Here is a 23,748-nt window from a genome sequence, read left to right on the forward strand (position 1 = left end):
AGTCGGGACGCCTGTGGCTCAACCGACCTGGTGCAGCCAGCGCACCGGGGCGCCGTCACCCGCGTGCCGGAAGACCTCGAGCTCCTCGTCCCAGGGCAGGCCGAGGAGCAGGTCGATCTCGTCCTGGAGGGCGTCGACGTCGCCGCGAGTGCGCAGCAGCGCTTCTCGAAGGCGGTCCTCCTGCACGACGGCGTCGCCCGAGGCCGACGTCATGGCGTGGTGGATGCCCAGCCGCGGCGTGTAGGACCACCGCGACCCGTCGCACCCGGGCGAGGGCTCCTCGGTGACCTCGTAGCGCAGCGAGTCCCAGCCGCGCAGGGCGCTGGCGAGCTCGGCGCCGGTGCCCGCGGGGCCCATCCAGCTCAGCTCGGCCCGCAGGTGCCGGGGCGCAGCCGGCTGGGGCATCCAGTCGAGGGTGACCCGACGATCGAGAACGGCCTCGATGGCCCACGTGATGTGGGGGCACAGCACCGCTGGGGCTCCGTGTACGAACACGACCCCACGTGTCATGGTGCGCGGCAACGCGACAGACATCCGAACCTCCTCGGTGTGCAGGGACGTCTTCCCCAACGCCTGCTGGCCGAGTCGTGCTCGCGGTGCTCGTCGTGCCGCTCTTCACTTCAGGTATGCCGCGTGCCCGCTTGCGAGGGCACCGGACCATTGTGCACCACGCAGCACACCCGCACCAGAGGTCTCTCTTGGAACGAGCGCCACAGGTGCTCGCGGCGGCAGGTCGCGGGTCGTGGCGGCGTCACGTCGCGGTGTCATGCAAAGTGCACACCAGGGCGTGCGTTCTGCATGACGTTGACGTGGCGCGAGGGCGCTCAGGCGGTGGCTGGCACCCCGGGGTGGACGAAGACCTCGTCACCGCGCAGCTCGACCTTGTGGGTGGCGACCGGCTTGGTCGCGGGCAGACACTGCGGCACCCCGTCGGCGAGGCAGAAGCGGGTCGCGTGGAGGGGACACTCGACCTCGCCCGCCTCGATCCACCCCTCGGCGAGCGACGCGTCCTCGTGCGAGCAGGTGTCGTCGAGGGCGTAGTAGGTGCCGTCGTCGTCGCGGAAGAGCGAGATGGCCTCGGTCGTGCCCGTCAGGTCGGTCGGCAGGACGAGCGCCTCACCGGGCGCCACGTCGTCGACGGCGGCCACGCGGATGGCGTCACTCATGGTTCTCGTCCCTCACGTCCCTCGGCTGCTGGTCCTCCGCGAGCCTAGAGGGTGTGGCGAGCGAGCCCGACGGCGGTCGCTAGACTCCCAGCGTCCTCGGTGGGAGTGCTCCACCGAGGTGGGGGCAGTAGCTCAGCCGGTCAGAGCAGCGGACTCATAATCCGTCGGTCCAGGGTTCAAGCCCCTGCTGCCCCACCAAGTCCTTGCAGGTCAGCAGGCCGCAGTCCTCGCGCGTGGCTACAGCATTGGGTCACTCTGCTAACAGTCTGCTAACACCACCCGCTGAAGAGGCTGCTGCGCCCCCTGTCGTTGGAGGACCTGGGTGCCCACCCGGAGTGAGGCCCATGCTCCTGCTACGGGCCGTAGACGGCCTTGGAGAAGACCTCTACGGCTCGCCCGTCGTCGTCGGGGATTGCGTCCGCGTACACGTTCAGCGTGACGGAGGGGTCCTTGTGGCCGAGCCGCCTCGCCACGACATGCACGGGCACACCGTTTCGCAACAGCATCGTGGCGTGCGTGTGGCGCAGCTCGTGCAACTTCAGCCGCGGGGCTTCAAGCGACGCCGAGCGGTCACCGAAGGCCTTCGTGACGTAGTCGGGCAGGACTGGCCGACCGTCCTCCCACGTGAACACAAGCTCCTCGTCACCACGGTATGCCGGTCCCCACTCGAGTCGCTCGGCCATCTGGGTCTTCCGCCACGACCGCAGCGCAGTGACCGTGTGGGCATCTACGGCGACATCGCGGCGCTCGTGGTTCTTCGGCGTGACGTAGATACGTTGCTGTCTGATTTGGGTGACAGAGCGCTCGATGTGGACGATGCCAGCGTCAAGGTCTACGTCACACCACCGCAATGCGAGCAACTCCCCCCGCCGCATGCCTGTGGCGGCTGCAAGCGTCCACAGCGCAGCCCACCGCTCGCGCTCACCGAGTCCATCCAGGAAGGTGTGAAGCTGGTCCCCCGTCCAGGTCGCATGCTTGGGTTTGGTGACCTTGGGCCGCTTCGTGCCCACCACAGGGTTGACCTCCAGCACGCGGTCGAGGACTGCGTCTTGAAGCGCTCGCCGAAGCACGGCCCGAGCGAACTCCACGGTGCGGGGCGAGAGCGGTCGTCCGTCCTTGCCGCCGTGCTCGTAGAGGTCCTTGAACGCTAGGGAGAGACGAGAGGGCGAGAGCGCCTGCAGGCGGACACTGCCGACAGACGGCCCTAGATATCGGTCGATGTTGTCCCGGTACGACTTCGCGGTCGACGGCTTGAGCGTGACGGCGTGGGCGTCGATCCAGCGGTCCAGCCACTCGCCGACCGTGAGATCCCGCGGGGCGACGTATGTTCCCCGGTTGATGGCGTGCCGTGCGGCGTCGCGAGCGTCCTTCGCGCTCTTGCGGGTCGGGAAGCCACCGACCCAGCGCGGCGTAGAGGTTCCTGTCGCGGGGTTCTGGACCCTGATCACATAGGACCAGGTGCTGCCTCGCTGGACGAGCCCATCACGCATCCTGCCCTGCGGCCCTCTACTTGTAGTCATGGCCCAACTGCCTCCGCTCAACGAGCTTCTGCACTGACACTTCCAACTGTTTCGTCATGCTGGCCCGACGTGTCCTGCGGTTCTCGTCGGTCGTGTCGCTCATGGACTCCACGCGGCGGTCTCGCTCCTCGGTCAACGTGTGTCCCCACTGCTGTTCCGCGGCATCAAAGATCCAGCTGATCGGCACACCGAGTCGCCGTGCCATGTCACGCTCCGCCGGTGGAGGGAGCGGGTTGGCTGGGTCACCCATTGGGGTGCTCAGCTGAGCTTCCAGTTCGGCGGGTGTCGGACCCCCGGACAGAAAGCTGCGCAGATCGGCCAGCCTCACTGAGGGGCCGTGAGTTGCAAGCCTGACGTGGCCGGTGCCGGACAGGAGGTCCCCGACCGGTCGTTTGAAGGCCACCGCCAACAGCACGAGTTCTGCGAGGGCGGGGCGTGCGCGCTCACCGCCCTCCAGCGCGGACAAGTTCGAGCGCTTCCACCGCAGCCCCAGCATGTGCAGACGCGCAACAAGTTCATCCTGGGTCAGTTGGGCCTCCAGGCGGAGGGCCTGACAGTTGGTGCCCACCACGAAGCCCAGGCTCGGCTCGACATCGGGCAGGTCAGACGTGGTGGTTGCCATGCCGCAAGTGTACGCGTCCGTGGGTCAGGAATAATGTCGGATGCCGACGAGTTGGCCCCGTCGAAGGAGGGCGAGAGATGTGACGCCTCACCAGAACAGTCGGCTCACCTGCACCGTGCCCGAGGCTGGCCGCCTGCTGGGCATCGGCCGGGACGCCGCATACCGGGCAGCCGCGAAGGGCGAGATCCCAACGCTCCGGCTCGGCCGACGATTGGTGGTGCCCTTGGCCCAGCTCGAGTTGCTCCTTGGGGGCGATTTGAGCTCAGGCCGAGGCCAAGGACTGGGCCTCGTGCCTTCAGAAACAGGAGACCAGACCGATGGGGAGCCCGTCGACGCTGGCGACCGGAGCGGGACTTGGGCACCCGGGCACGGCCCAAGCCGCCCGTAGGGGTCCGCCGCGCTCCCAGATCGCACCTACAAGTGTCCCCACCGAGCTCGAACTCGATGGGGACGCGGGACACAACCACCAGGACCTAAACCATGAGGAGTTCCCACAGTGAACAGTAGCGAACCAGACGACCGATCAATCCGTCCCCCGGCGGGGCCACTAGCCCCGCGAACTTACGGGCTGGCGGCAGCCCACGGGGAACACCGGCTGCCCTCATCTGCGATCCACGTCGTGACGCCCGCAAGCGCTAAGGCCGGACGATGACTACCCCTTACCTAAGCCCAGACAAGTCGGAGCCCAGCCCGCGCGAGCCCGTGAACGTCATCCAACCCGCGCCGAAGAGTGACGTACGGGGCGGCCCTCGGCCGGACCCCGCGATGTACTACGGGCTCCTAGGCAGGAACGTCGAGGCTGTTGATCCGACGACGGAAGCCGATAAGGCCGGTGTTCTGGGCTCCCTCATGGCTGGCGTCGGGGTCCTCATTGGTCCCGGCCCCCACCTTCAGATCGGCAACACGAGGCACCCGCTGCTGATCTCCCCGCTGCTGGTGGGACGCACCGGAGCAGGCCGCAAGGGCGAGGCCACGTCCTCCGCGATGATCGTCTTGCGAGCCGCAGATCCGGAACTGGACACCCTTACGGCCACCGGCCTGTCTTCCGGCGAGGGCCTGATCGAGCGGATCAGGGACCCCGACGAAGGCGATGAGGGTGGAGGGCCGAAGTCGAGGCGGGCAGGGACGGAGGACAAGCGCCTGCTCGTGATCGAGCCGGAGTTCGCGCGAGCCATGATCTGCGCCACACGCCCGGGGAACACCCTGTCGCCGGTGTTGCGTGCCGCCTGGGACGGTGGCCCCCTACAGGTACTGACTCGGAACCAGATCCGTGCCTCCTCCTCTCACGTAGCAGTCGTGGGCCACATCACCCCGCAGGAGTTCCGCAGGCGCATGTCGGCACGCGACCTGGCGGGTGGCACGTACAACCGACTGCTGCCCTTGTACGTCGAGCGGTCAAAGATGCTGCCCCTGCCTCCAGGCATGTCAGAAGCCCTCAAGTCCCAGCTGGGTCGAGAACTCAGTGACGCCATCGGGCGAACCAGGGGGATGGGCAAGCTCACCCTCGACGGGGACGCCGAGAGGCTCTGGGGTGAGATCCACGCCGACCTCTCCGCCCTGAGCGAGGACGAATCTGCCTGGGGTGAGTTCATCCAGCGGGCCGCTCCCCACACCCTGCGCATCGCTGCCCTTTATGCGGTGCTCGACGGTGTGGACAAGATCAGCGAAGACCACCTGAACGCCGCATGGGCGCTCGTGCGCTACTCGATGGAATCCGCCCACTACCTGCTGGGCGACCTCTCGGGCGACCGCAAGCTCGACAAGATCCGCAAGGCCATCGACGAGGCCCCCGAGCAACCCTGACCAGAACGCAGATCTCTGCCCTGTTCTCGGGCAACGTCAACGCGGCGACGCTCGACTCGATCATCGCCCGCCTGACCGCAGACGGAACCTACGAGCGGACCGAGATCCGTACTGGCGGCCGACCCGCGACCGCCTACCGGCGGATCAGGCCGGTTGTTTCTTCTTCCTTCGTTCCCGAAGCATCGTGAGGTCGGCATGATTCGGCCCACCCCTCCCAGCCCCACCCCGGGTCACGATCGGGGCGACCAACCCCCACCGGACCATGCCCGGCAGCAGCTCTCCACGTTCCTCGACCTCCTCTTCGCCGATGACGTTGGCTACATCCACTGCCCCACCCTGAGGAGGGCGGGCCGACTGGGCCGGATCAAGCCCTCATGGAGGGAGAACCACTTCAAGTGGCCGAAGGACCGGGAACGAACCATCGACTGGATCCTCGAGCAGAACGCAGCTGGCCTCGAGGTCTACATCACCCCCTACATCCTGGCCACGGAGAAGAGGACCAAGGGGACCGCAGTCAGCCGACACCTCGTACATGCCGACTTCGACGGCAGCGAGTTCGACCACGAGAAGCTGGCCCGCCTTGGAGGCTTCGCAATCGCCTCCGGCTCACCCGGCCACTTCCATGTCTACGTGCCGCTGACGCGGGCTGTGAGCGCCGATGACCACACAGCGCTGTGCCGTGGGCTGAAGACCTACATCGGAGCCAAGGACTCGAAGATCAACGACAACGATGTCCTTCGACCGCCGGGTACCCACAACCACAAGGACCCAGACAACCCCCAGCCGGTGCACGTCTGGGGGACCATGAAGCCGCAGCCTCAGGATCCATCTCAGCTCGCCGACATCCTGGGCGTTAGCCTCGGGGGACCTGTCGCAGGCCTGGATCAGGGTGATCGTCGTACACACAGATTCTCACAGGGCGAGGGGGGTGGAGTGTGTGTACGCCCATCACCCTCAGCGAACACTGCGGCCGGTCATGGGCTCAGCCGGGAGTTCCAAGACGTCTTGAGCACGACCAAGACAACCAACCTCAAACGACCAGGCGGAAGCACCTACCCCACCCGGTCTGACGCTCTACAGGGTGTCGCGCTGCACGCCATGCAAAGAGGGCTCACCTACGAGCAGTTCCTTGCCCAGGTCACGGACAGCAGGAACGCCTCATCCTCTTGGAGACGCCCTCATGAGCTGCCGACGGCGGTCAGTCAAGCCTGGGAAGCAGCCCGGCTACGAGCGGAGGCTCTACCTCCCATCCGAACACGGGAGGAGGCACTTGAGCTCATCCAGTACCTCCAGCAACAGGCCCGCAGACCATGGCCTGGCAGAGGTGGAGCAACCCAGTGGGTAGTGCTCAACGCGATCCTCGACGTGGCCCTGAGCCTAGGACGCATCGAGTTCGACTTCAGCCTCCGAGATCTGGCGCAGCACGCCGGTTGCGCTGTGGACACCGCTCGACGCGCCCTGAAGTTCCTTGCAAAGGAAGGCTGGCTCCAGGAGGTACACCCCGGTAGTCCCCGCGGCCTGGCAGCTCGGTACCGCCTGCTGGTCCCAAACCGAGTGTTGGCCGACGACGAATTGGTCGCCATCTCCTACACGTCCATACATGACTACTGGGCAGCTGTTGGCTCCTCCGCTAAGCACATCTTCGACGGCCTGACAGGGGGCAGCGCCACAGTGAACGAGCTCGTTGCACGAAGCGGGAGGACGCCCCAAACGGTGCGCCGCCAGCTCCAGGCGTTCGAACGTGACGGCTTGGCCCGTCGCACGCCCGATGTCATCTGGGAGATCGACCCATCAGGCGATCTCGACGCCGTCGCTGACAGCCACGGCTTCTCCGGCAAGTTGGCCTCCCGAGCGGCTCAATACGCCAGGGAACGGGAGGCGCGGTCGGCATGGCAAGTCCAGAACCAGCACCAGGCGGACCTCGACCGCGAGGTGTTTCAGCGGGCTCGCCAGCGATATGGGCAACCCGGCGACTTCGGGGTGCGGGTGGGCGATCTGCGGCAGGCGATCCGGGAATCGCACTCGGAGAGAACCGCATGATCGGGTGGCCACCCAGCCCTCTGGCATGGACGTCGTGTGCGACGCATGCGCGCCCGGATCCGAGAAGCGCCCTTCCGGCCGTCGACGCGCGTTCGAGTGAAGTAGCGCGCGAGCGCTGCGCGTCGCCGTTGTGGTCCTATTCCGCATCTGCATGGTGCCGTCGGACAAGACCCGAATTTTCAGCGACCAGCAGCTGCGACGCGATGCCCTTTGCTTCCACGATCCACGGCCCTTCACCTGGTGGATGGGCGACCGAAACCCCGGGCTTCAGAGCACTGAACGTCAGCTGTTGGCGGCAGTGGTGGAGACGACGACGGAGGCGATCACCGCAGCCTGGACCTGGCTGATCGCCTGCGCGACCGCCTCTCCCGCCCAGCCCAGTTCACCGATCTGCTCGGCTACACGCCGCATCGCCTTCTTGTCCCGCCGGGGGAAGAGCTTGGGCAGCAGGTCGATGGCGTTCAGGATTCCGACAAGGGCGGCCGCTTGGGCGTCAGGCGGGCCACCGTCGAGAGCGGTGTCGATCCGGGCCTGAATGTCGGAGCGCACCTCTGGTCGGCGAAGTGGCCAGGACGTGGACGTGAACAGGCCCAGGTGCCTGTGCTGGAAGCGATCTAGCACACCCGCGGCGGCCAGCTCGTCCAGCACGGACTCTTGGATGTCCTTGGCCCTGCCCTTCCAGTCGGATGCTCCGCCGATGCGGGCGACTGCGTCCTTGGGAGTGTGGCCCACGGCCCGCTCCTTTGCTTGCTCCAGCACCGCCGACTGCAGCGTCGCCGCGCCGGGTCGTGCGACCAGACGGGCGCGCCCGGGTTCCCCGGGCTCAAGGTCAAGGACACCGTCGAGGACGAGCTGCAGCACGGCGGCACCGGCCACCGCCGCCTTGCGTTTGGTGGAGTCGACTCGGAGGTTGCCATCGTCGTCGAGGACGAGAAGGAGCAGCTCCGCCGGGAGAGACAGTACGAGGGAAGTGGTCATGTTCGAGGAGCTCCTTAATCTCTGCGTCCATCGGCTGGTGCATCCGCACCATCGCCGTCTCGATCCGCGCTGCGAGAGGGGCAAGCACCGGGATTCTCGCGGCCCCTGACGGTGCGATCCTCGATCGTCAGGTGGGTGCCTGAGCCCTCCGGCCGCAGGCACACGACCTGGGCTCCGGATAACCGCAGCACCACATGCCACCCTCGGTGGTCGGCACGGTCATTTCGCTAGGCACCGCTTCGACGTTTGCGCCGTGAACGGGTAGTCCAGCCCGCCGAGAAGGTGCCGGAACATCCGCTAGGTGATGTCGACCGAGTCCGGCGTCTTCTAATTGGTGCCCCCGCTCGCTCCGCGCTTCACAGATGAGCTCACGAGCTGGCAAACACCGTGAGCATGGTGATGACGACGCCGAGTGAAAGGACAGAAGTCACCACCCCGGTGATGGCCATGCCATGTCCTTGGTACTGCTTCGTCATGGCGATCCCACCGAGAACCAGCGCGATGACTGCGAGAGGGAACGTCACCACGTTCACCAGCGGGATGAAGCTGAAGAGCAGCGCGAGGATCCCCAGAACCAGACTGGTTGTCGCGAATCCGGTTCCGTGTGTCGGTGTAACGCGTGTTGGACCTTGGTTTTGAACTGATGTACTCATGATGTCTTCCTCCTCGGGGCGGGTCGGTGGCTCGACTCGGTGGGGCCTATCCCCCATGCCTCAGCCAAGCCCCCTGTTGACGCAGCGCCCAGTGCCGAAAGTCCCGCTGTCTCGAGCGGGAAGACCCCGCGCCAGCAAGTGAGGGCCAGAGTTGTTCGACGAGAGAGTCGCCCCGAAGTGAGGTGGGACCTCTGGCACTGTGTCGATCACCGGTCCGGCGAGACGATGTCGTGACCGCCCCCGCAGGCCAGGAGCCGCCGCGGTGGGTAGCGGAAGGAGCTCGCAATAAGGCTGCCTCGGAAGGATGCTCTAGCTTGACGCCCACGAACGATGGCCATCGCATCGAACTGCTGTACCGCGCCACGACGGCACCACGGCTCGTCGAGGTGCCCTGCCTCAGGTTCCTATGCCTGGACGGGCACGGCGACCCGAACACGAGCCCGGCCTACTCCGCCGCGGTCAAGGCGTTGTACTCCGTGTCCTACGCAGCCAAGTTCGACGTCAAGAAGGTCGGCGGCCCGAACTTCAAAGTCTCCGCGCTCGAGGGTCTCTGGTGGGCGGAGGACCTCAGCACGTTCCTGACCGGTGACAGGTCGCAGTGGCACTGGACCCTGATGATCCGCCAACCGAACGCCGTCACCGACGACCGACTCACGCATCTGGCTCATCAGGCGGCCGCCAAGACATCGCTGCCCGCCGCCGCAGAGCTGAGGCTGACCTCCTTCGAGGAAGGCCGGGCCGCGCAGGTGCTTCACGTCGGGCCGTACGCCACCGAGGCATCCACGATCGCGAAGCTGCACGACTTCATCCGAGAGCACGGGTTCGCCTTGGACGGCCATCGGCACAAACACCATGAGATCTACCTGGGCGACCCACGCCGGGCAGATCCCGACAAGCTGCGCACCATAATCAGACAGCCCTACACCGCCGCGTGACCAGGTTCAGACGGCTGCAACCCCAACTACCTTCTCGCCTCGCGCTCGGCCTGCCACATAATGAAATGCCTTCATGGACGACACCTGAAGTTTGGTAATGAGAACCATTTCCGGTTTGATCGGCACTTGGCCGCGTCCGGGCACGCTGATGGTCTGTGTTCCGAGCTATTCCAGTTGGGTCGAGGATCGTCATGACTACCCCAGTCGGATCACTCGCGAGCCCACGGCTTCGGCATCGCAGCTGGGCGGACGAGACCACTCATGGCGCAGGCTAGGAGGCCGAAGCTCGGGACCGGCTCGTCAGCCGGGTGCACTGGCACTGCATTCCCGCATCACCGCGCAGTCAGCGGCCTCCGCCTTCGACGTGGACGATACGACGCGTCACGTCCTCCCCAGAAGGCACCGACGCCGCCCTCGTTGCACCCGGGATACCACGGGTGCCTACCAGGTGGATGCCCTCTCGGTCCCAGCGAGAGGGCATCCAATTCACGTGTCGGATCAGGCCCTCGAGCGACGCTAATCGCGACGTCAAGGTGGTCAAGGGACCCTCCCCGTCCTGGTAAAGCGCATCCCGGGTGGGATCGTCGTGTACTACCAGTGGCGGGTCGCAGGTCGCGCCATCATCGCATCAGCGTGACGGTCACGTTTCGTGGCGTCGCGGTCCCGGATGCTGACGCGGGCGAGACGACGAGCACGCCCCCACCCCCAGCCCATGTCTCGAGCTCCACGAGGGCGGCATACGTCTTCGGTGTGCCGTAGGCGTGGGCGAACTCGCATGCCAGCGTGTACGCCCCCGAGCCGCTGTTGCCTGCGATCCAGAACACTGCACCGATCGTGCGGACCAGGCTCAGCCGCTGACTGCCACGGACCGTCGCGCCGTCCATCACCTTGAGGTTGAGGATCACCTCGGCCGACGCATACCCCCACGTTGCCGCCAGGTTCGTCCAGTAGGAGGCGTCGATCACCGTCTCGACCCGGATCCGGCGCACCGCGGCGTCCGCTAGGAAGGATCCCCCGACTGAGGCCAGGTGTTGCTGCACGCCGACGATCACCGAGTTGTAGCTGGAGAGCCGTCCGGTGTTGCGGTCCGCGCTCGCGCCACCCGCCGTCGACCCGAGCGTGTACGGCTTGGGAATGGTCAGCGTCGACACCGCGGGGGGCGGTGGAGGTGGCGGGGGCGGTGGGACCCACCATGACGCGATGTCGACCGAGTACCCGACCAGTCCCTGAGAGGACAGCGCCCGGTCGGCGTCGCGGGTGCCCGCCTCGGGCAGATCCTCGGGCACGTCGTCGCCAAGAACCGCCCTCGCCTCCGCCGCGCCCTGTGTCGGGTCGGCCCCTGTCGCCGCGACCGCCTTGGCCAAGCGCGGTGCCCAAGCGGCCCGCGCCTTCTCGAACCGCGCCAGTGTGCCCTCTGGGTCGCCCTCCCCTGCCGCCTCGAAGTCGGCTCGCATCGCCTCGACGTCGAGCCCCGCTTTGTCAGCGCCCTTGCGAGCGTCCTTCTCGTACTTCTTGGACAGCTTCTCGAGCGCCTTGAGCTGCCCGTCAAGCTTCTGCCCGTGGTCTGCTCGAGCCTTCTCCAGGTGCTTCTCGTAGCCCTTCTGCAGACTCGCGACCTCGTCGCCGCCGGGGCGATTCTCGGCGCTGGCCTTCGTGTCGTCGTTGTCCATCGTGGCCATCCCTTCTCGTTGAGATCCCCGCCGCGCCCCTCATGTGGCGGCAAAGGAAGGTGGTACCCGCCTCTCCACGCTGACAGATCAGCGCCGCTGTGACTCTGGAATGGCCGAGCCCACCCGAAGCACTTTGCACGACCCGCGACCGGGGTCGCCGCTGCAGGCGTTCGCCCTCACTGAGGGTCCTTCCAGTTGAGCGTGGCCACCTCACCATCGGGCAAGGTAAGCGGCCAGAGACTGCTGCACGATCGCAATGGACCGTTACCCGATCGGCGGAGCCCAGGCCGTCGGTGACCGCCTGGCAGCTCTTCCCCGCAGGATGCGGATCGACGCCAGCCGTTGTCGCTGCGCCCTCGAGCGCCTTGACGCGGTGCCTCCCGATGATCGGGGGAACACTTCCTTCATCCCTACACTGTGCCCGGCAATGCAATGGACCCATATCAGCACTGAACAATGGATTAGTTGTGTGATTTGTGGGATAATGGAGGTGTCGGGATAACCACGTTCAGTGAACATGGACTGGAGAAACCTGACGGTGATCCTTTGAAGACGTTCACATCAAGAGAGCGTTGATCGAAGGATTGCAGCTTTCAGGCTCCACGCATTTGCGTGGGGCCTTTCCTCATGTCAGGAGTCAATGATGTCTCAGCTCTCCACACTCCCCCGCCGCGAACTGCCACCGGCGCTCCCCCGCAACACCAGCACCTTCGAGGTTGCTGCCCAGGTGATCGCCACCGGCCCGCAGGACAGCACCGTCCAGGCCACCGCTCCGCTGGTCGGGACGGGTCAGGGTCAGATCGCGGTAAGGGTCGGACGCGTCGTCGTGTACGTCACCGACCGGGACGCCCTCCAGGCGTTCGTCTCCGCGTGGACCGAAGCGCAGACCCTCGCCGACCAGGCCTTCGGGCCGAAGATGCCACCGCCGGTCTACCGGCCACGACTCTCCGACACAAGGTGAGCAGGATGAACGACGAGCCCCGCCTGACCGCGATGAGCACCGAGGACCTAGGACGGTACCTGGCCGACTCCGCCCTCGAGATGGCCAACGCCCAGCTCAAGCTCAACGCCGCCCTCGACGAGCTCAGCCGCCGGGTCGACACCCTCACCGACCTCAGCGACTGAAGCGACCCCCCGTAAAGCACCGCACCCACAGCGAGCCCCGCGCCAGAACGGCGTCCGGGCTCTTCCCATACCCAAGAGCGACCCAAGAAGGGAACGATCCCATGCAAGGTCACATCTACCGCCGTCAGAAGCCTGACGGCTCATACACCCGGTGGCGGGCCGTCATCGACCTGCCACCCGACGCCTCCGGCAGACGCAGGCAGCGAACCACCAGCCACGACACCAAACGCGACGCCCAAGCCTGGCTCGCCCGAACCACCACGGAGCTACGAGCCGGGGAGACCTACGACAACAAGGTCACCGTCGCCCAGTACCTGACCGACTGGCTGAGCACGAAACAGGCCATCCGACCCTCCACCCGGCTCGGGTACGCCCGGCACATCGAGCAGATCTTCATCCCCGAGCTGTCCCATCTCAAGCTGGCGGACCTGCGTGCCAAGCACATCGCCGCCGTCTTCCAGCGCATCGTCGACAGCAACCACGCCCGGGAGCGTCCGATCAACGCCCGTACCCAACGCTCCATCCTCGCCACCCTCAACAGCGCCCTCAATACCGCCGTGAGGCAGGGCCTGATCCGGCGCAACCCCGCCGCCACCGTCGAGCTCCCCCGACCCGAGAAGCCCTCCACGACGGTCTGGAGCCGCGACGAGGCCGCCCTGTTCCTCACCGGCATTCACGATGACCACCTGCACGTCCTCTACCGGCTGCTGCTGCTCACCGGGATGAGACGCGGCGAAGGGATCGGGCTGCAGTGGGGCGACCTCGCCCTCGACACCGGCACCCTCACCATCACCCGGCAGGTCACCAGCATCAACGGGCAGCTTCACGTGGGTCCGCCGAAGTCCGACTCCGGGAGACGGACGATCGCCGTCGACAAGGCCACCCTCGAGCTGCTCAAGGCGATGCACCGCCGCGCCGTCCTCGCCCACCCCTGGGAGCCGGACGCCCACTTCGACACCCGCCCCGCCTTCCCGAACGACAGCGGAGGCCACTACAGCCCGACCTACGTATCGAGGCACTTCCTGACTCTCGTCAACCAGCTCGGGCTCCCCCGGATCCGGCTGCACGACCTGCGACACACGTCCGCCTCCCTCGGCCTCGAAGGAGGCGAGTCCCTGCTGTCCGTCAGCAGGCGTCTCGGTCATTCGTCCATCTCGATCACGGCGGATGTGTACAGCCAGATCACCCCCGCCGGAGCCGAACGGGCCGCCGACCACCTCGCCACCACCATCACCGGCACCTGACGCCGCCAGGAAGGACACGAAGACAGCGTCACGCAGACCGCACAACAACCTGAGCCCGGCACCGCCCTTGGTGGCCGGGCTTCTCCATGGCCCAACGGAACTCACGACGACCACCAGAAGGAGAACAGTGTGTCCCCTCGAGAACGGCTCACCAGAGCCCTCAGAGCGGCCCAGGACGGCCTCAAGAAGGCGTGGGTCATCCACGTCCACCTCGTCCGCACCAGCCTCGCCTACGAGGCCCTGGTGATCGCCCTGACCGAGCTGAGACCTCGACGCCACGCTCGGCGGACGGGCACCGCAACGTCATGCGACGCACTTTGCTGGCTCTCCCGGCGGCCTCAGACCCTACGGGGAACGCTCGAGTGGCTCGTCCACCAGATGGTGCCCGTGAGGGCCGAGGTGGTGGTGCTGGGTGACGTGGACTGCGTTGACCTGTGGCCGTATTGCGAGGTCGTGGAGCGCAACGGACCCGCCAGCGTCCTCGCCGTGAAGGTGCACGACAGTCAGGAGTTCGTGCTCGTCCTCAGCAGCCTGTTGGCGCACGGCCTCCACGTCACGAGAGCGCAGCTTCTCGATGACGCGGCCCCAGACTCCACAAGAATCTGACAGCCCTGCGAAAGGCCAGCTGTCTGGTGCGCCCATGGTGCCTGGGCGCAGCGGCTCAGGCGAGAGGCCGCCGATGGCCCGGTGGGGGTGACCGATGCAGCACTGCGAACATGCGAGTCGAGTGTTGGCGGCGTTCTGGTCAAGTAAAAGGCTGAGGCGGCGATGCGCTCCTCGACATTTGATCAGAGGAGACGCCAGAGGGAAGGGCACCACGCCCTCGGGGGTCGAGGCAGTGCCCTTCGACCCGTTCATCGGCCGAGGCGTTCGGGTCGTTACCGCTTGACCTCTTCGGTTCAGTGGCGCGAGGGGAGCTCGCCGGTGTTGACCACGTCCATCGCCAACTCGTACAGCTTGCGGTTCTGGTCCTGGCTGGTCTCCCGGAGCAGCTCGAACGCTTCGGCCTGCTGCATCTTGTGTTGCGACATCAGGATCCCGACCGCGGCTCCGATGTCCCGGCTGTGCTGCAAGGCGAGCTGCAGGTGCTCTGCCTTCGCATCGGCGGCGTCCAGGCGTTCCAGCATCTCCAAGATGAACTTCTCGGTCTCTGTCAGAGCGTCGGCGGCGACAGGATCAGCAACTGCGGTCTCGGCTGCCAGCGTGGGCTCCGGCGTGGGGTGAGGGGTGGTCGTCATCGTGCCGCTCCTGCAACGGTCGGGCTGAAGGCCAGATCTGTGCTCCATCGACAGACACCCTAGCCACGACGGGACAAGAGGAGAAGACGACGCGATCTGTGGCACATTCCGGCCGGGCTACCGCACCAGTGCTCACCCTCTGCCGCCGCCAAGAGCATGGGCGCTGGTTTACGCCAGCACCCACGCCCTCGTCACACGAGGATGTCCTCACCGCCGCGCCATCTTGATCACGTCACCCGGCAACGGTCCACCCGGCCACGTGCCAGCCTCACCGAAGCTGGCATAGAGCAGGTTCTCGGCACCGAGGTAGCCCCCGACGTACTTGCGGGCGCTGACCCGGATCGAGTACTCCTCGTAGTCCAGCCCTGCGAACGTGTACACACCGGTGACGTCGGTCGTCGTCGAGAAGGCCTTGCGTCCGCCCTCGACGGGGTCGTACCGCACCGTGGCACCTGCGATGGGCTGCCCTGTGACGAGATCGACCACGCGACCGTTGGCCAGAGCGGTCTGCAGCTGGATCATGCCGAGGTCCATCGACGGCGTCACGTCGAAGACCGGCGGGGCACTGCGTTGCACGTAGCTGGCGAACAACGGGTCATCGGACATGTACTCGACCCACAGCCAGCCCGGCTGCCAGTCGGAGGACACCGGCAGCACCTGGAGGTAGACGTTCTGGGTCAGGCCCGCGATGCTGAACGTCCCGTCCGCGTCCGTCGGGACCGAAGCCACCTGCTTGGCAGGACCCCCACCCTGCCCCGGGCCGTACGCGATCACCGTCGCCATCACAGGCTGATATACCGGCGGTGACACCACGATGGTGGTGGTCTCCTCAGTGACCGGATCGGTGACGTAGTCGAAGACCGCCGGTGTCGCCTCGTAAACGATCTGCCCGGTGACCGCGTCCGCCGCCATCACCGGTGCGGCCAACGCCCCCAGGCTCAACAGAGCCGCCGCGACCGATGCCATCCATCTTCCTAGTTTCATGACCTCTCCTTTGTGGAGCTCATGTGCGATCGAGGTTCTCCCCTCACAACCACCCTGCAGTGACCGACTGGTCCCTGTAAGTGCCGAACGTCCCTGCGGCCCTGGCGCATGACGGGGCCCTGACGATGGTGCCCGTGGAGCCGGTCGGCTCGTCGTGCGTGAAGGGCACCTCCGATGGATCACGCCACGTCAGGATCGGCCAGTGTTCTGACGAGCACCGTGGGCTGACGGGAGCGGGAGACCGCGAAGGATCGACTCCGTAAAGCATTGCCCCCACGCCGCTCCGGCGGGATTGGGTAAGGCATAGGCAGCGGCGTCGTTTGGGTCCAACAGAGTGGCTCGGCCGGTGACGTGCTTATCGCCTCCCGAGCGGGTTTGGTATCCGCCAGGCTTGGCTCGGGGGTTGCGGTGGGGCCTCGCAGGGCCGTCACGAGCCGCGATGCCGCGGCTGCCGTCTTAGCTCCTCGCCCGGGTGACCCATCAGGCCACGACGGCTCGACGGCCACCACCGCTCAGCATGTGACCAGCGAAGGCCCCGAGCGCAGGCCGCCTCGTAGATACTGCCCGCATGGGGAATGACGACCAGTCAGAGGGCGTGGAAGACCTTGAGCAGCAGTTGGACCAGCTGAGAGAGCAGGTCTCGGTCAACCGCGGCGACATCGACGCGTTGCAGGTGGCCTCTGAAGAGTCGTTGGATAGAGCGGACTCCAGCGAGGGGCTGGCCAAGGAGGACCGGCAGAGGATCGACATCCTGGAGCACCGGGTCGATGTCGACCACGAGCTCATCCTGGAGCTGCAGGCCGACGGTTTGGTCCAGGAGGAGATGGCTGCCCATCTGCAGCTTGCGCTTCGCACCTCACGTCTGATCGGTGCAGCGATCGGGATCGTCATGGCGTCGTGCAAGGTCAGTGATGATGCCGCCTTCGAGATCCTCCGCACGGCCAGCCAGAACACCAACCAGAAGCTACGAGTACTGGCCGATGAGGTCGTGGCAACCGGCGATGTCAGCGGCCTGCCAGCCGTGACGCGCCGCCGATAATCGGGTCGAGAGGCCCCGTTCCGCCGCCACGGCGTGATCACCGGCGGGGTTGAATCTCTACGGCGACGCTGACGACACCTTCGAGGGCCATGTCGAGCAGCTGTCAGACCTGTTCGGGGCGTGGGCACCGGGGGCTGTCGCGAACGCGGACCTGTCCTTCGCGTCCCGGCTCGAGGCTGCCAAGAGCCCCGAGCGGCTCATGAAGCAGGCCTACGTGAATCAAGCGATCGGGATGCTCGTCGGAGCGGTAGGAGTAGATCCCCAAGAAGCCGCGAGTGGCCGGAAGAAGGCCGCGACCCATGCAGGAGTGACTGTCGTTGTGCTCGCCCGTGCCCGCGTACGGTAGGCCGGGTCGGCACCGCCCCACCGACAATGTCGGGGTAGGAGCAACCGCAGCATGAGGCCGTGATCCCTGACGATGGCAGCGGAGAGACTCAGGCTCTGCCTCAGGCGATGACCAGAGCAGGTACGTTCTTTCGATGGCGAACTCGCGCGACTGGGTCGCGGTCGTGAGTGCCTGTTGTCGGTGACGTCGACGACGTCATCGTGGAGTTGAACTCGGCAGGAGGCTGACGGTGTGGCGCAGCGTGTGATGGATGGTGTCGTCCTGGTCACTGGAGCCAGTTCCGACATCGGCGCGGGTATCGCCGCGCGCTTACATGCCCGAGGGGCTCGCATCATCATCTCCGGCCGGGACCGCGCACGGTTGGAGTCGGTGGCCGCTCACCATCTCGGGATGTCAGTAGTCGTCATGGACGTCGCCGACCCGGAGTCCATTTCGCGCGCCATGGCCGAAGTAGCGGCTGAGACCCCGCACCTCACCACCCTGGTCAACAATGCCGGAATCCAGCGGATGCTCGACTTCTCTGCCCCCGAGCCACCTGAACCCGCCGACATCGCCTCCGAGATCGCCACCAACCTCACCGGGCTGATCAGCGTCACCGCGGCCGCGCTTCCCCTGCTGCGCAAAGCGCCGCGCTCTCGCGTGGTCAACGTCGGTTCCGGTCTTGGGTTCGTGCCCTTGGCGAAGGCCCCCGTCTACTCCGCGACGAAGGCCGCAGTCCATTCCTTCAGCGTCAGCCTGCGGGGGCAGCTGGCCGGGTCATCCGTCCAGGTCGTCGAAATCATCCCCCCGGTCGTCGAGACACCACTGCACCGCGACCTGCCGTCCGCCCCACCCATGGCGATGCCACTGGAGCGCTTCCTGGACCGGGCGATGCGCGGCCTGGACAAGGGAAAGGACGAGATCCCGATCGGGCTCGGACGCGTCTCACAGATCGGGGCGCGCGTGGCCCCGAAGCGCTTGTTCTCACTCATCAACCGTGACGACTGAGACCTCATCGGCCTCGAGGCACCGTCCACGGCGACAACATCCGGCGCACACCCCAACGAGCCAATAGCGGCACCGTGACAACGGGGCCACGATGACTGTCCGCTCCGCCCGACGACTTGGTTCGTTGGCTCATGGACAGAGCCCCGGGCTCAGCGTCTAAGGCCGGGGCAACCATCCCGCTGCGGTTACGCTTCGCGACGCGACGGGAGCAGTCGCCGTTCCCTCCGCGGCTCCTCGATGGATAGCCCCGATCCGAGTTGGCGCGGCGGGCGCGACGGTCAACGAAACCTTCCCGAACTCACTGAAACGGTCGGGGCGTGTACGAGCCCCGCGGCGACTACTGGCAGTACAACTGGGCAACCAACCGTCAGCAGGCGGGTTCAACCTGGCGGGTCGGCGTCCTCCTTGACGACGGCCAGCAGCACACAGTGGACGTAGCGCTTCGCTGATCCCTAGACCCCGGTCTGTGGCCCACGGCAGGATCGGCACCATGGCCGAAGATGCCCGGACCAACAGCTCGCTCCTCGGGCGTCTCCTCGAGGAGATCTCTTGGGAGGGCAACCGGGTCAGGCTGTACCGCCGCGGTGGGCTCGGGATGGAGAACGTCCTGACGACCGAAGTCCTCTCACCGTTGAGCTACCTGCCACGACAGCACTTCCTCGGTGAGGTCCTGCGCTCCGCACATGGAGCCGAAGCCGCCATGGCCGCCGTCATCACGGAGATCGAGGACGCCGAGATCTTCATCTTGCCCCCCGAGCTCACGCTTCAGCCAGGCGCATTAAACGTCCAGCCTGACGCCGTCATCGAGTCGACCGGCGTTTACGTACTGGTCGAGGCCAAGCGGATCCGGCGCGCCTCGTTCCAACCCGAGCAGCTCGCCCGTGAGTACCTAACGGTGCTCCGCGAGGCCGGAGACCGAGTCCCTGCCCTCCTGCTGATCCTGGGCGCTCCCCCGCCGGTCACGGTGAAGCAGCACGGCCTGCGAGACATCAGGGACGCCATCTCTGAGCGCTTGCCCTGGCTCCTGACCAGAACAGGAGCAGACGAGGACGTCGAGGAACTCGTAGAGCAGATCCCGCAGGTCGTTAGCTGGATCACCTGGGCGGAGATCGACGAGATCGTTAGGCGGCAGGTGGCGGGCTTCGAAGTCGACGACCCGAGTGTGCGCCACAGTGTCGAGCGGCTAGCGGCAGCGCTGTCCTCGGCCATACAGGTGCACTCGTAGGTGTCGGGGCCGCAGCTGACAGCAGCAGGCGGGTCCGGACTCGATTCGCTCGGTCCAGGGCCAGGGACAAGGTCGCGGAGGCGGATGATGGGTTCCGGCCAGCTTCCTGAGTGCTGGGGTCGGCGGCCTTGAGCGCCGCGGCGTATGCCTGCTTCAGGACCTCAACAACCCATCTCGGTCATCACTACGGTCTCGCGGGAGGCGGGTGGGCCACAGAAGGTCATCTCCCCCAAGACGCGGTATGGAGCGACACACGACGGGTAGGCCGCCGAGAGCGCCGCCGCAGGGTCCAGCAGTGTGGCTCGGGCGGCGGCGCACTCTTCGTCACCAGGTCGGGCCAAGGCGACTACAGGGAAGGGCACCACGCCCTCGGGGGACGACGCGATGCCCTTCGACCCGTTCATCGGCCGAGGCGTTCAGGTCGTTACCGCTTGACCTCTTCCGTTCAGTGGCTGTGGGGAAGCTGGCCAGTGCTGACCACGTCCAACGCCAACGCATAAAGACTTGCGGTTCTGTCCTAGCTCGTCTGGCGGAGCAGCTCGAACGCTTCAGCCTGCTGGACCCTGTGTTGCGCCACCAGCACCCCCACTGGGCTCCGATGTCCCGACTGTGGTCCAACGCGAGCTGCAGGTGCTCCGCCTTCGCGTCGGCGTCCAGCCGTTCGAGCATCTTCAAGCTGAGCTTCTGGGTCCGTCAGAGCGTCGTCTGCCGCAGGCGGTGATACCGCGAACCGGGCGCGCCCCGCATCTTCCCTCTGTGTCACCCAGGGCACAGACAGCGCCGCGACCCGCGATGCACCCTCATGACATGAACACCAACAAGAGCATCAGATGCGCCATCGGCCGACACCACTGGCAGCCCAGCACCGTCGACGGCATGCACGAACGGATCTGCGTCGACTGCGGCAGCTCCCGCTTCGACGCCTCGATCCACCCGGACCACGAGGCACGCGGCGGGGTCGTGAGCGCCTCGGGTCTAGCCCCCGCAATCTTCCTCTCTGACGGCGGATTCGGCGGCGAAGGGTTCGACGGCGGCGGTTTTGGTTGAGCGTTCGTGCGCAGCGGCCGACCGCTGGTATGACCCCGGTTGGTGCTGCCGGGTCGGTTGCGCCCGCAGGGCATGCAACGAGCTGGGTCTACAGCCCCAGCACCTCACGATCCTCATCCGACAGAACCACGGGGCACGGCCGCGAACACGGGACCTGCCCACGACGCACATCGGTCGTCATCTGCTAACACTTTGCTACGCGCAGACAGCCAACACGTCAGGACGAAGCCGGATGAGCCGATCTATGAGGCGCGATCGGAGCACGGGACAGCACCCTGAGCGACCACAAGAGACAGGTCAGCTCGGGTCTGATGGGACTCATAATCCGTCGGTCCAGGGTTCAAGCCCCTGCTGCCCCACAGGTCCGGGTCACCGGCGTGCACCGGCAGTTGTAGGACGGCGTCGACCTGCTCGGCTGTCAGATGCTGCGGATAGGCGGCGATGGCCACGATGACGTCGAGCAGCAGCTCGATCTCGTCGCGCACGACCTCGTCCTCGAGCGGGCGTGTCCGGTGCGGCGGGCGCTCCGGGAACCGCATGACAGCGCCGGGCGCAGACGGGCCCGAGCACACTCGCTCTGCGGCGATCGTTGAGGGATGGTTGACCATCTCGGTGCCTCCAGTTCGCGCGGGCGTCTGACAACAGCCGGGGTCTGGGGCTCGTCCTCTCAGGATAGCCGAGACCGACAGTCACGGCGGCGGTTCGGCCGTCCGACTCCGGAACGATGCGCAGGCTTGCTCGGCGGTGGGTCAGTCCGGCAGGTCAGGGCGGTGGGTCAGTGCGGTGGGTCAGTGCCGGCCGAGGAGGTCGGGATACTTCCCGGGGTCGGTGACCACGACGTGCGCGAGCTCGCTCAGCTGCAGCTGGTGGCTGCGGGCGTAGGAGCGCAGCTCCGTGAAGGCCTCCTCCACGTTGATGCGGCGGCTGCGGGCCAGGGCCCCCTTGGCCTGTTCGATCGTGATCCGGCTGATCAGGGCTGCCTGCAGCTGCTCTGTCAGCACCTCACCGGCCCGGATGGTGCGCTGCTGGAGGATGCCGATCGTGGCCACGTCGGCGAGCGCCTGGACGATCCTGGCGTCCGGCTCCTCGAGTCGCCCGGCGTCCGTGGAGAAGAGGTTCATCGCGCCGATCACGACGCCGCGGTGACGCAGGGGGAAGGCGTGGACGGAGCGGAATCCAAGGTCGATGGCGCGCGCTGCGAACAGGGGCCACCGACCTCGCGCCTCGGAGGCGTCGAGATCACTGTTGACGACGGGACTGCCCGAGTGGAAGCAGTCCAGGCACGGTCCCTCGTCGTTCTGCACCTGGAACAGCTCGAGGAGGTGGACCGACTCCTCCGACGCGGCCACGAACTGGAGGTTGTCGTGGGCGTCCGACAGCATGAGGCCGGCTGCGGAGGTCTGGCTGATCTGGGCGGTTCGCTGGGTGACCAGCTCCAGGAACTCGATGACATCGAAGTCCTCGACCAGCGTGTCCGCCACCTCGACGAACACTTCCGCCAGCTGCTCGATCGCCATCATCGTGATCGCCTCTCTTGTCCGGGGCACCATGCTCCGACCCGGTGACCCTGCTGGTTCGTTCGACGCCTGCGCCAGGTCCTACTCATCGTGGTTCACAGTGCCCTCGGTGCCATCGGTGCCCTCAATGCCATTCTCGGTGCCCGCGGTCTCATCGGTGCCCTTTTGACGGCGGTGGACGTCACGATCCAGCGTGAGGCGTCCGGCGACGATGTCCTTGGACACGTCGGTGATCGGTCGGTCCACGGCGAACGCGTAGGCGCGGAGTCGGAGCATTGCTTCCGCCAGGCTGACGCCCAGGTCGATCATGACCATGCCCTGCGCTTGGTAGACCTCGAGGCGATGGGACAGCGCGTCGTCGAGGACAGGAGCCAGGCGCTCCGGGCCCGCCTGGCTCTGGCCGAGCAGGATCATCTGCAGCGCGATCTCGGTGAACCAGAACCCCTGCTGGAGGGCCAGGGGCGAGAGCGGCCCCGCATCCGTCCGGTAGACGTCAAGGGATCCGATGCAGGCCGACCCGCTCCCCAGGGGGAAGGCGAAGACCGACCGGACTCCCCTGCCGGATGCCGCGGGTCCGTAGCCGGGCCACCGCCGCGACCCCCGACCGTTGAGGTCGGGCTCGAGCACGACGTGCCGGCTCGACCACGCCTCGATGCACGGCCCCTCCCCGAAGGTGAACTGCATCTCCTCCAGCTCACGGCTGCCGACCCCGGCATGCCCGGCGATGACGCCGCCCGTGCCGCCGGGGCCCCACACCGTGACGCCCGCCTGGCTGGCCGACAGCAGCCGCATCAGCACGAGGCACAGGCGATGCAGGTCGTGGGCCACGCCGGTGCCGGAGTCCTGCCCGCGCACCTGCTCGGCGTCGATGAGTCGCTCGAGCTCGGCCATGCCTGCACGCGCTTCACGCCGGCGAGCTGGCGGCCGGGCGGCGCCGTCAGCCGGATCGTTCACCCGGTGCCGGCTCTCCACGGGGATCGGCCACGCGTGCGGCTGCGCTGCTGCCGACTCTCGTCATGGATGCTCGGTGGCCTCTCGACACGGTTCCTACTCTCCGGGCCCAGGTCCCGGCCGACGGTCGAGGTCGCCCGGTGACTACACGGCGCTGACTGCGCGGTGCCCCACTCGCCAGGAAGACTCGAGCATATTGCTGCCGGCTCCGGGTCGGAGCGGAACCCGGCGAGCAGCATGCGAGCAGTGGCGATCGCCGGACCGCACCTCGAGGGATCCTGCCAGCCGTACCAGCCCCGCCGGCCGTGCCAGCCCTGCCGGAGCGACTCCTGAGCGGCCTACGCGCGGGTGCGTGCGCGGCGGATCAGCGCCAGGGTCAGCGGTGCGGCGACGGCGACGACACTGGTGAGACAGCCGAGGGGCAACGGCAGGCAGCACCCGGCACAGGACACCCTCGTGCCGTTCGATGTGGTGGTCGAGTACCTCGGGATGGGCACCACACGGAAGCGGCCGCGTTCGTCAGGTGACATGGGAATCCTCTCGGAGGGTGGGGCGAGGCGTGAGGAGAACCCACGGCGCCCCTCTGCACATGAGGGGCGGCGCCAGGCCCCCGTCGAGAGGGCAGTGCTGCGTCCCTACCCCCCGGCCGCCGCGCCGA

General features: G+C 66.8%; 25 protein-coding genes and 1 tRNA gene. 14 read left to right on the forward strand and 12 right to left on the reverse strand.

What is annotated here, in order from left to right; genetic code table 11:
* Positions 1 to 18: 18 nt before the first annotated feature.
* Together LG278_RS12795 and LG278_RS12800 are read right to left on the reverse strand one after the other, a co-directional pair.
* A complete protein-coding gene (locus LG278_RS12795; RefSeq protein ID WP_404387390.1) occupies positions 19 to 534 on the reverse strand; it encodes a DUF3145 domain-containing protein in 516 nt (171 codons plus the stop codon).
* A 290-nt stretch (positions 535 to 824) separates the two neighbouring features.
* Positions 825 to 1,166, reverse strand: a complete 342-nt coding sequence (locus LG278_RS12800) for a non-heme iron oxygenase ferredoxin subunit (RefSeq protein ID WP_404387392.1) — start codon at positions 1,164 to 1,166, stop codon at positions 825 to 827.
* A 121-nt stretch (positions 1,167 to 1,287) separates the two neighbouring features.
* On the opposite strand from LG278_RS12800, the gene LG278_RS12805 reads away from it, so the two are divergent.
* Positions 1,288 to 1,364: transfer RNA gene (locus LG278_RS12805), tRNA-Ile, on the forward strand.
* Positions 1,365 to 1,519: 155 nt separating this feature from the next.
* Here LG278_RS12805 and LG278_RS12810 read toward each other — a convergent pair.
* Positions 1,520 to 2,614: a tyrosine-type recombinase/integrase gene (locus LG278_RS12810; RefSeq protein WP_404387394.1), complete on the reverse strand. Its 1,095-nt coding sequence runs from the start codon at positions 2,612 to 2,614 to the stop codon at positions 1,520 to 1,522.
* Positions 2,615 to 2,672: 58 nt separating this feature from the next.
* Entirely contained in the window at positions 2,673 to 3,308 is a 636-nt protein-coding gene (locus LG278_RS12815) for a helix-turn-helix domain-containing protein (protein WP_404387396.1), read from the reverse strand.
* A gap of 40 nt (positions 3,309 to 3,348) precedes the next feature.
* On the opposite strand from LG278_RS12815, the gene LG278_RS12820 reads away from it, so the two are divergent.
* The 3 genes from LG278_RS12820 (at position 3,349) to LG278_RS12830 (ending at position 7,151) form a co-directional block, all read left to right on the forward strand.
* Entirely contained in the window at positions 3,349 to 3,696 is a 348-nt protein-coding gene (locus LG278_RS12820; protein ID WP_404387398.1) for a helix-turn-helix domain-containing protein, read from the forward strand.
* A 377-nt stretch (positions 3,697 to 4,073) separates the two neighbouring features.
* The gene (locus LG278_RS12825; protein WP_404387400.1) at positions 4,074 to 5,111 is read left to right on the forward strand and encodes a DUF3987 domain-containing protein; all 1,038 of its coding nucleotides are present in this window, start codon (positions 4,074 to 4,076) and stop codon (positions 5,109 to 5,111) included.
* Positions 5,112 to 5,306: 195 nt separating this feature from the next.
* Positions 5,307 to 7,151: a hypothetical protein gene (locus tag LG278_RS12830; protein ID WP_404387402.1), complete on the forward strand. Its 1,845-nt coding sequence runs from the start codon at positions 5,307 to 5,309 to the stop codon at positions 7,149 to 7,151.
* A 282-nt stretch (positions 7,152 to 7,433) separates the two neighbouring features.
* Here LG278_RS12830 and LG278_RS12835 read toward each other — a convergent pair whose 3' ends face one another.
* Both LG278_RS12835 and LG278_RS12840 read right to left on the reverse strand, forming a co-directional pair.
* Positions 7,434 to 8,129: a GPP34 family phosphoprotein gene (locus tag LG278_RS12835; RefSeq protein ID WP_404387403.1), complete on the reverse strand. Its 696-nt coding sequence runs from the start codon at positions 8,127 to 8,129 to the stop codon at positions 7,434 to 7,436.
* A 368-nt stretch (positions 8,130 to 8,497) separates the two neighbouring features.
* Positions 8,498 to 8,782, reverse strand: coding sequence for a hypothetical protein (locus LG278_RS12840; protein ID WP_404387404.1), 285 nt, complete (start codon positions 8,780 to 8,782; stop codon positions 8,498 to 8,500).
* Between the two features lie 314 nt (positions 8,783 to 9,096).
* Here LG278_RS12840 and LG278_RS12845 point away from each other — a divergent pair, with 314 nt between their 5' ends.
* On the forward strand, positions 9,097 to 9,717 hold the full coding sequence (locus LG278_RS12845; protein WP_404387406.1) for a GyrI-like domain-containing protein: 621 nt from the start codon (positions 9,097 to 9,099) through the stop codon (positions 9,715 to 9,717).
* Positions 9,718 to 10,337: 620 nt separating this feature from the next.
* On the opposite strand, the gene LG278_RS12850 is transcribed toward LG278_RS12845, so the two are convergent.
* Entirely contained in the window at positions 10,338 to 11,396 is a 1,059-nt protein-coding gene (locus LG278_RS12850; protein ID WP_404387408.1) for a hypothetical protein, read from the reverse strand.
* A gap of 634 nt (positions 11,397 to 12,030) precedes the next feature.
* Here LG278_RS12850 and LG278_RS12855 point away from each other — a divergent pair.
* The 4 genes from LG278_RS12855 to LG278_RS12870 all read left to right on the forward strand — a co-directional run bounded on the left by LG278_RS12855 (position 12,031) and on the right by LG278_RS12870 (position 14,362).
* Entirely contained in the window at positions 12,031 to 12,348 is a 318-nt protein-coding gene (locus tag LG278_RS12855; RefSeq protein WP_404387410.1) for a hypothetical protein, read from the forward strand.
* Between the two features lie 5 nt (positions 12,349 to 12,353).
* On the forward strand, positions 12,354 to 12,512 hold the full coding sequence (locus LG278_RS12860; protein WP_404387411.1) for a hypothetical protein: 159 nt from the start codon (positions 12,354 to 12,356) through the stop codon (positions 12,510 to 12,512).
* A 101-nt stretch (positions 12,513 to 12,613) separates the two neighbouring features.
* Complete coding sequence (locus LG278_RS12865; RefSeq protein ID WP_404387413.1) at positions 12,614 to 13,756, forward strand: tyrosine-type recombinase/integrase; 1,143 nt, start codon at positions 12,614 to 12,616, stop codon at positions 13,754 to 13,756.
* A 129-nt stretch (positions 13,757 to 13,885) separates the two neighbouring features.
* Positions 13,886 to 14,362, forward strand: a complete 477-nt coding sequence (locus LG278_RS12870) for a hypothetical protein (RefSeq protein ID WP_404387415.1) — start codon at positions 13,886 to 13,888, stop codon at positions 14,360 to 14,362.
* Positions 14,363 to 14,655: 293 nt separating this feature from the next.
* Here LG278_RS12870 and LG278_RS12875 read toward each other — a convergent pair whose 3' ends face one another.
* Both LG278_RS12875 and LG278_RS12880 read right to left on the reverse strand, forming a co-directional pair.
* The gene (locus tag LG278_RS12875; protein ID WP_404387416.1) at positions 14,656 to 14,994 is read right to left on the reverse strand and encodes an ANTAR domain-containing protein; all 339 of its coding nucleotides are present in this window, start codon (positions 14,992 to 14,994) and stop codon (positions 14,656 to 14,658) included.
* 207 nt (positions 14,995 to 15,201) lie between these two features.
* Complete coding sequence (locus LG278_RS12880) at positions 15,202 to 15,960, reverse strand: carboxypeptidase regulatory-like domain-containing protein (RefSeq protein ID WP_404387418.1); 759 nt, start codon at positions 15,958 to 15,960, stop codon at positions 15,202 to 15,204.
* A 586-nt stretch (positions 15,961 to 16,546) separates the two neighbouring features.
* Here LG278_RS12880 and LG278_RS12885 point away from each other — a divergent pair.
* The 5 genes from LG278_RS12885 (at position 16,547) to LG278_RS12905 (ending at position 20,622) form a co-directional block, all read left to right on the forward strand.
* Complete coding sequence (locus LG278_RS12885; protein WP_404387420.1) at positions 16,547 to 17,017, forward strand: ANTAR domain-containing protein; 471 nt, start codon at positions 16,547 to 16,549, stop codon at positions 17,015 to 17,017.
* 577 nt (positions 17,018 to 17,594) lie between these two features.
* Positions 17,595 to 18,350: an SDR family oxidoreductase gene (locus LG278_RS12890; protein WP_404387422.1), complete on the forward strand. Its 756-nt coding sequence runs from the start codon at positions 17,595 to 17,597 to the stop codon at positions 18,348 to 18,350.
* A 317-nt stretch (positions 18,351 to 18,667) separates the two neighbouring features.
* Positions 18,668 to 18,799: a PxKF domain-containing protein gene (locus tag LG278_RS12895; protein WP_404387423.1), complete on the forward strand. Its 132-nt coding sequence runs from the start codon at positions 18,668 to 18,670 to the stop codon at positions 18,797 to 18,799.
* A gap of 41 nt (positions 18,800 to 18,840) precedes the next feature.
* The gene (locus tag LG278_RS12900) at positions 18,841 to 19,575 is read left to right on the forward strand and encodes a hypothetical protein (protein WP_404387425.1); all 735 of its coding nucleotides are present in this window, start codon (positions 18,841 to 18,843) and stop codon (positions 19,573 to 19,575) included.
* Positions 19,576 to 20,382: 807 nt separating this feature from the next.
* Positions 20,383 to 20,622 carry a hypothetical protein gene (locus LG278_RS12905; protein ID WP_404387426.1) on the forward strand — a complete coding sequence of 80 codons (240 nt, stop codon included), beginning with the start codon at positions 20,383 to 20,385 and terminating at the stop codon, positions 20,620 to 20,622.
* A 242-nt stretch (positions 20,623 to 20,864) separates the two neighbouring features.
* On the opposite strand, the gene LG278_RS12910 is transcribed toward LG278_RS12905, so the two are convergent.
* The 3 genes from LG278_RS12910 to LG278_RS12920 form a co-directional block, all read right to left on the reverse strand.
* Positions 20,865 to 21,107, reverse strand: a complete 243-nt coding sequence (locus LG278_RS12910) for a hypothetical protein (protein ID WP_404387427.1) — start codon at positions 21,105 to 21,107, stop codon at positions 20,865 to 20,867.
* Between the two features lie 303 nt (positions 21,108 to 21,410).
* Entirely contained in the window at positions 21,411 to 22,142 is a 732-nt protein-coding gene (locus LG278_RS12915) for a GAF and ANTAR domain-containing protein (protein ID WP_404387428.1), read from the reverse strand.
* Between the two features lie 78 nt (positions 22,143 to 22,220).
* Positions 22,221 to 23,030 carry an ANTAR domain-containing protein gene (locus LG278_RS12920; RefSeq protein WP_404387429.1) on the reverse strand — a complete coding sequence of 270 codons (810 nt, stop codon included), beginning with the start codon at positions 23,028 to 23,030 and terminating at the stop codon, positions 22,221 to 22,223.
* Positions 23,031 to 23,748: the final 718 nt, after the last annotated feature.

This window comes from Humibacillus xanthopallidus, assembly GCF_044793955.1.
GTDB classification, from domain to species: domain Bacteria; phylum Actinomycetota; class Actinomycetes; order Actinomycetales; family Dermatophilaceae; genus Humibacillus; species Humibacillus xanthopallidus_C.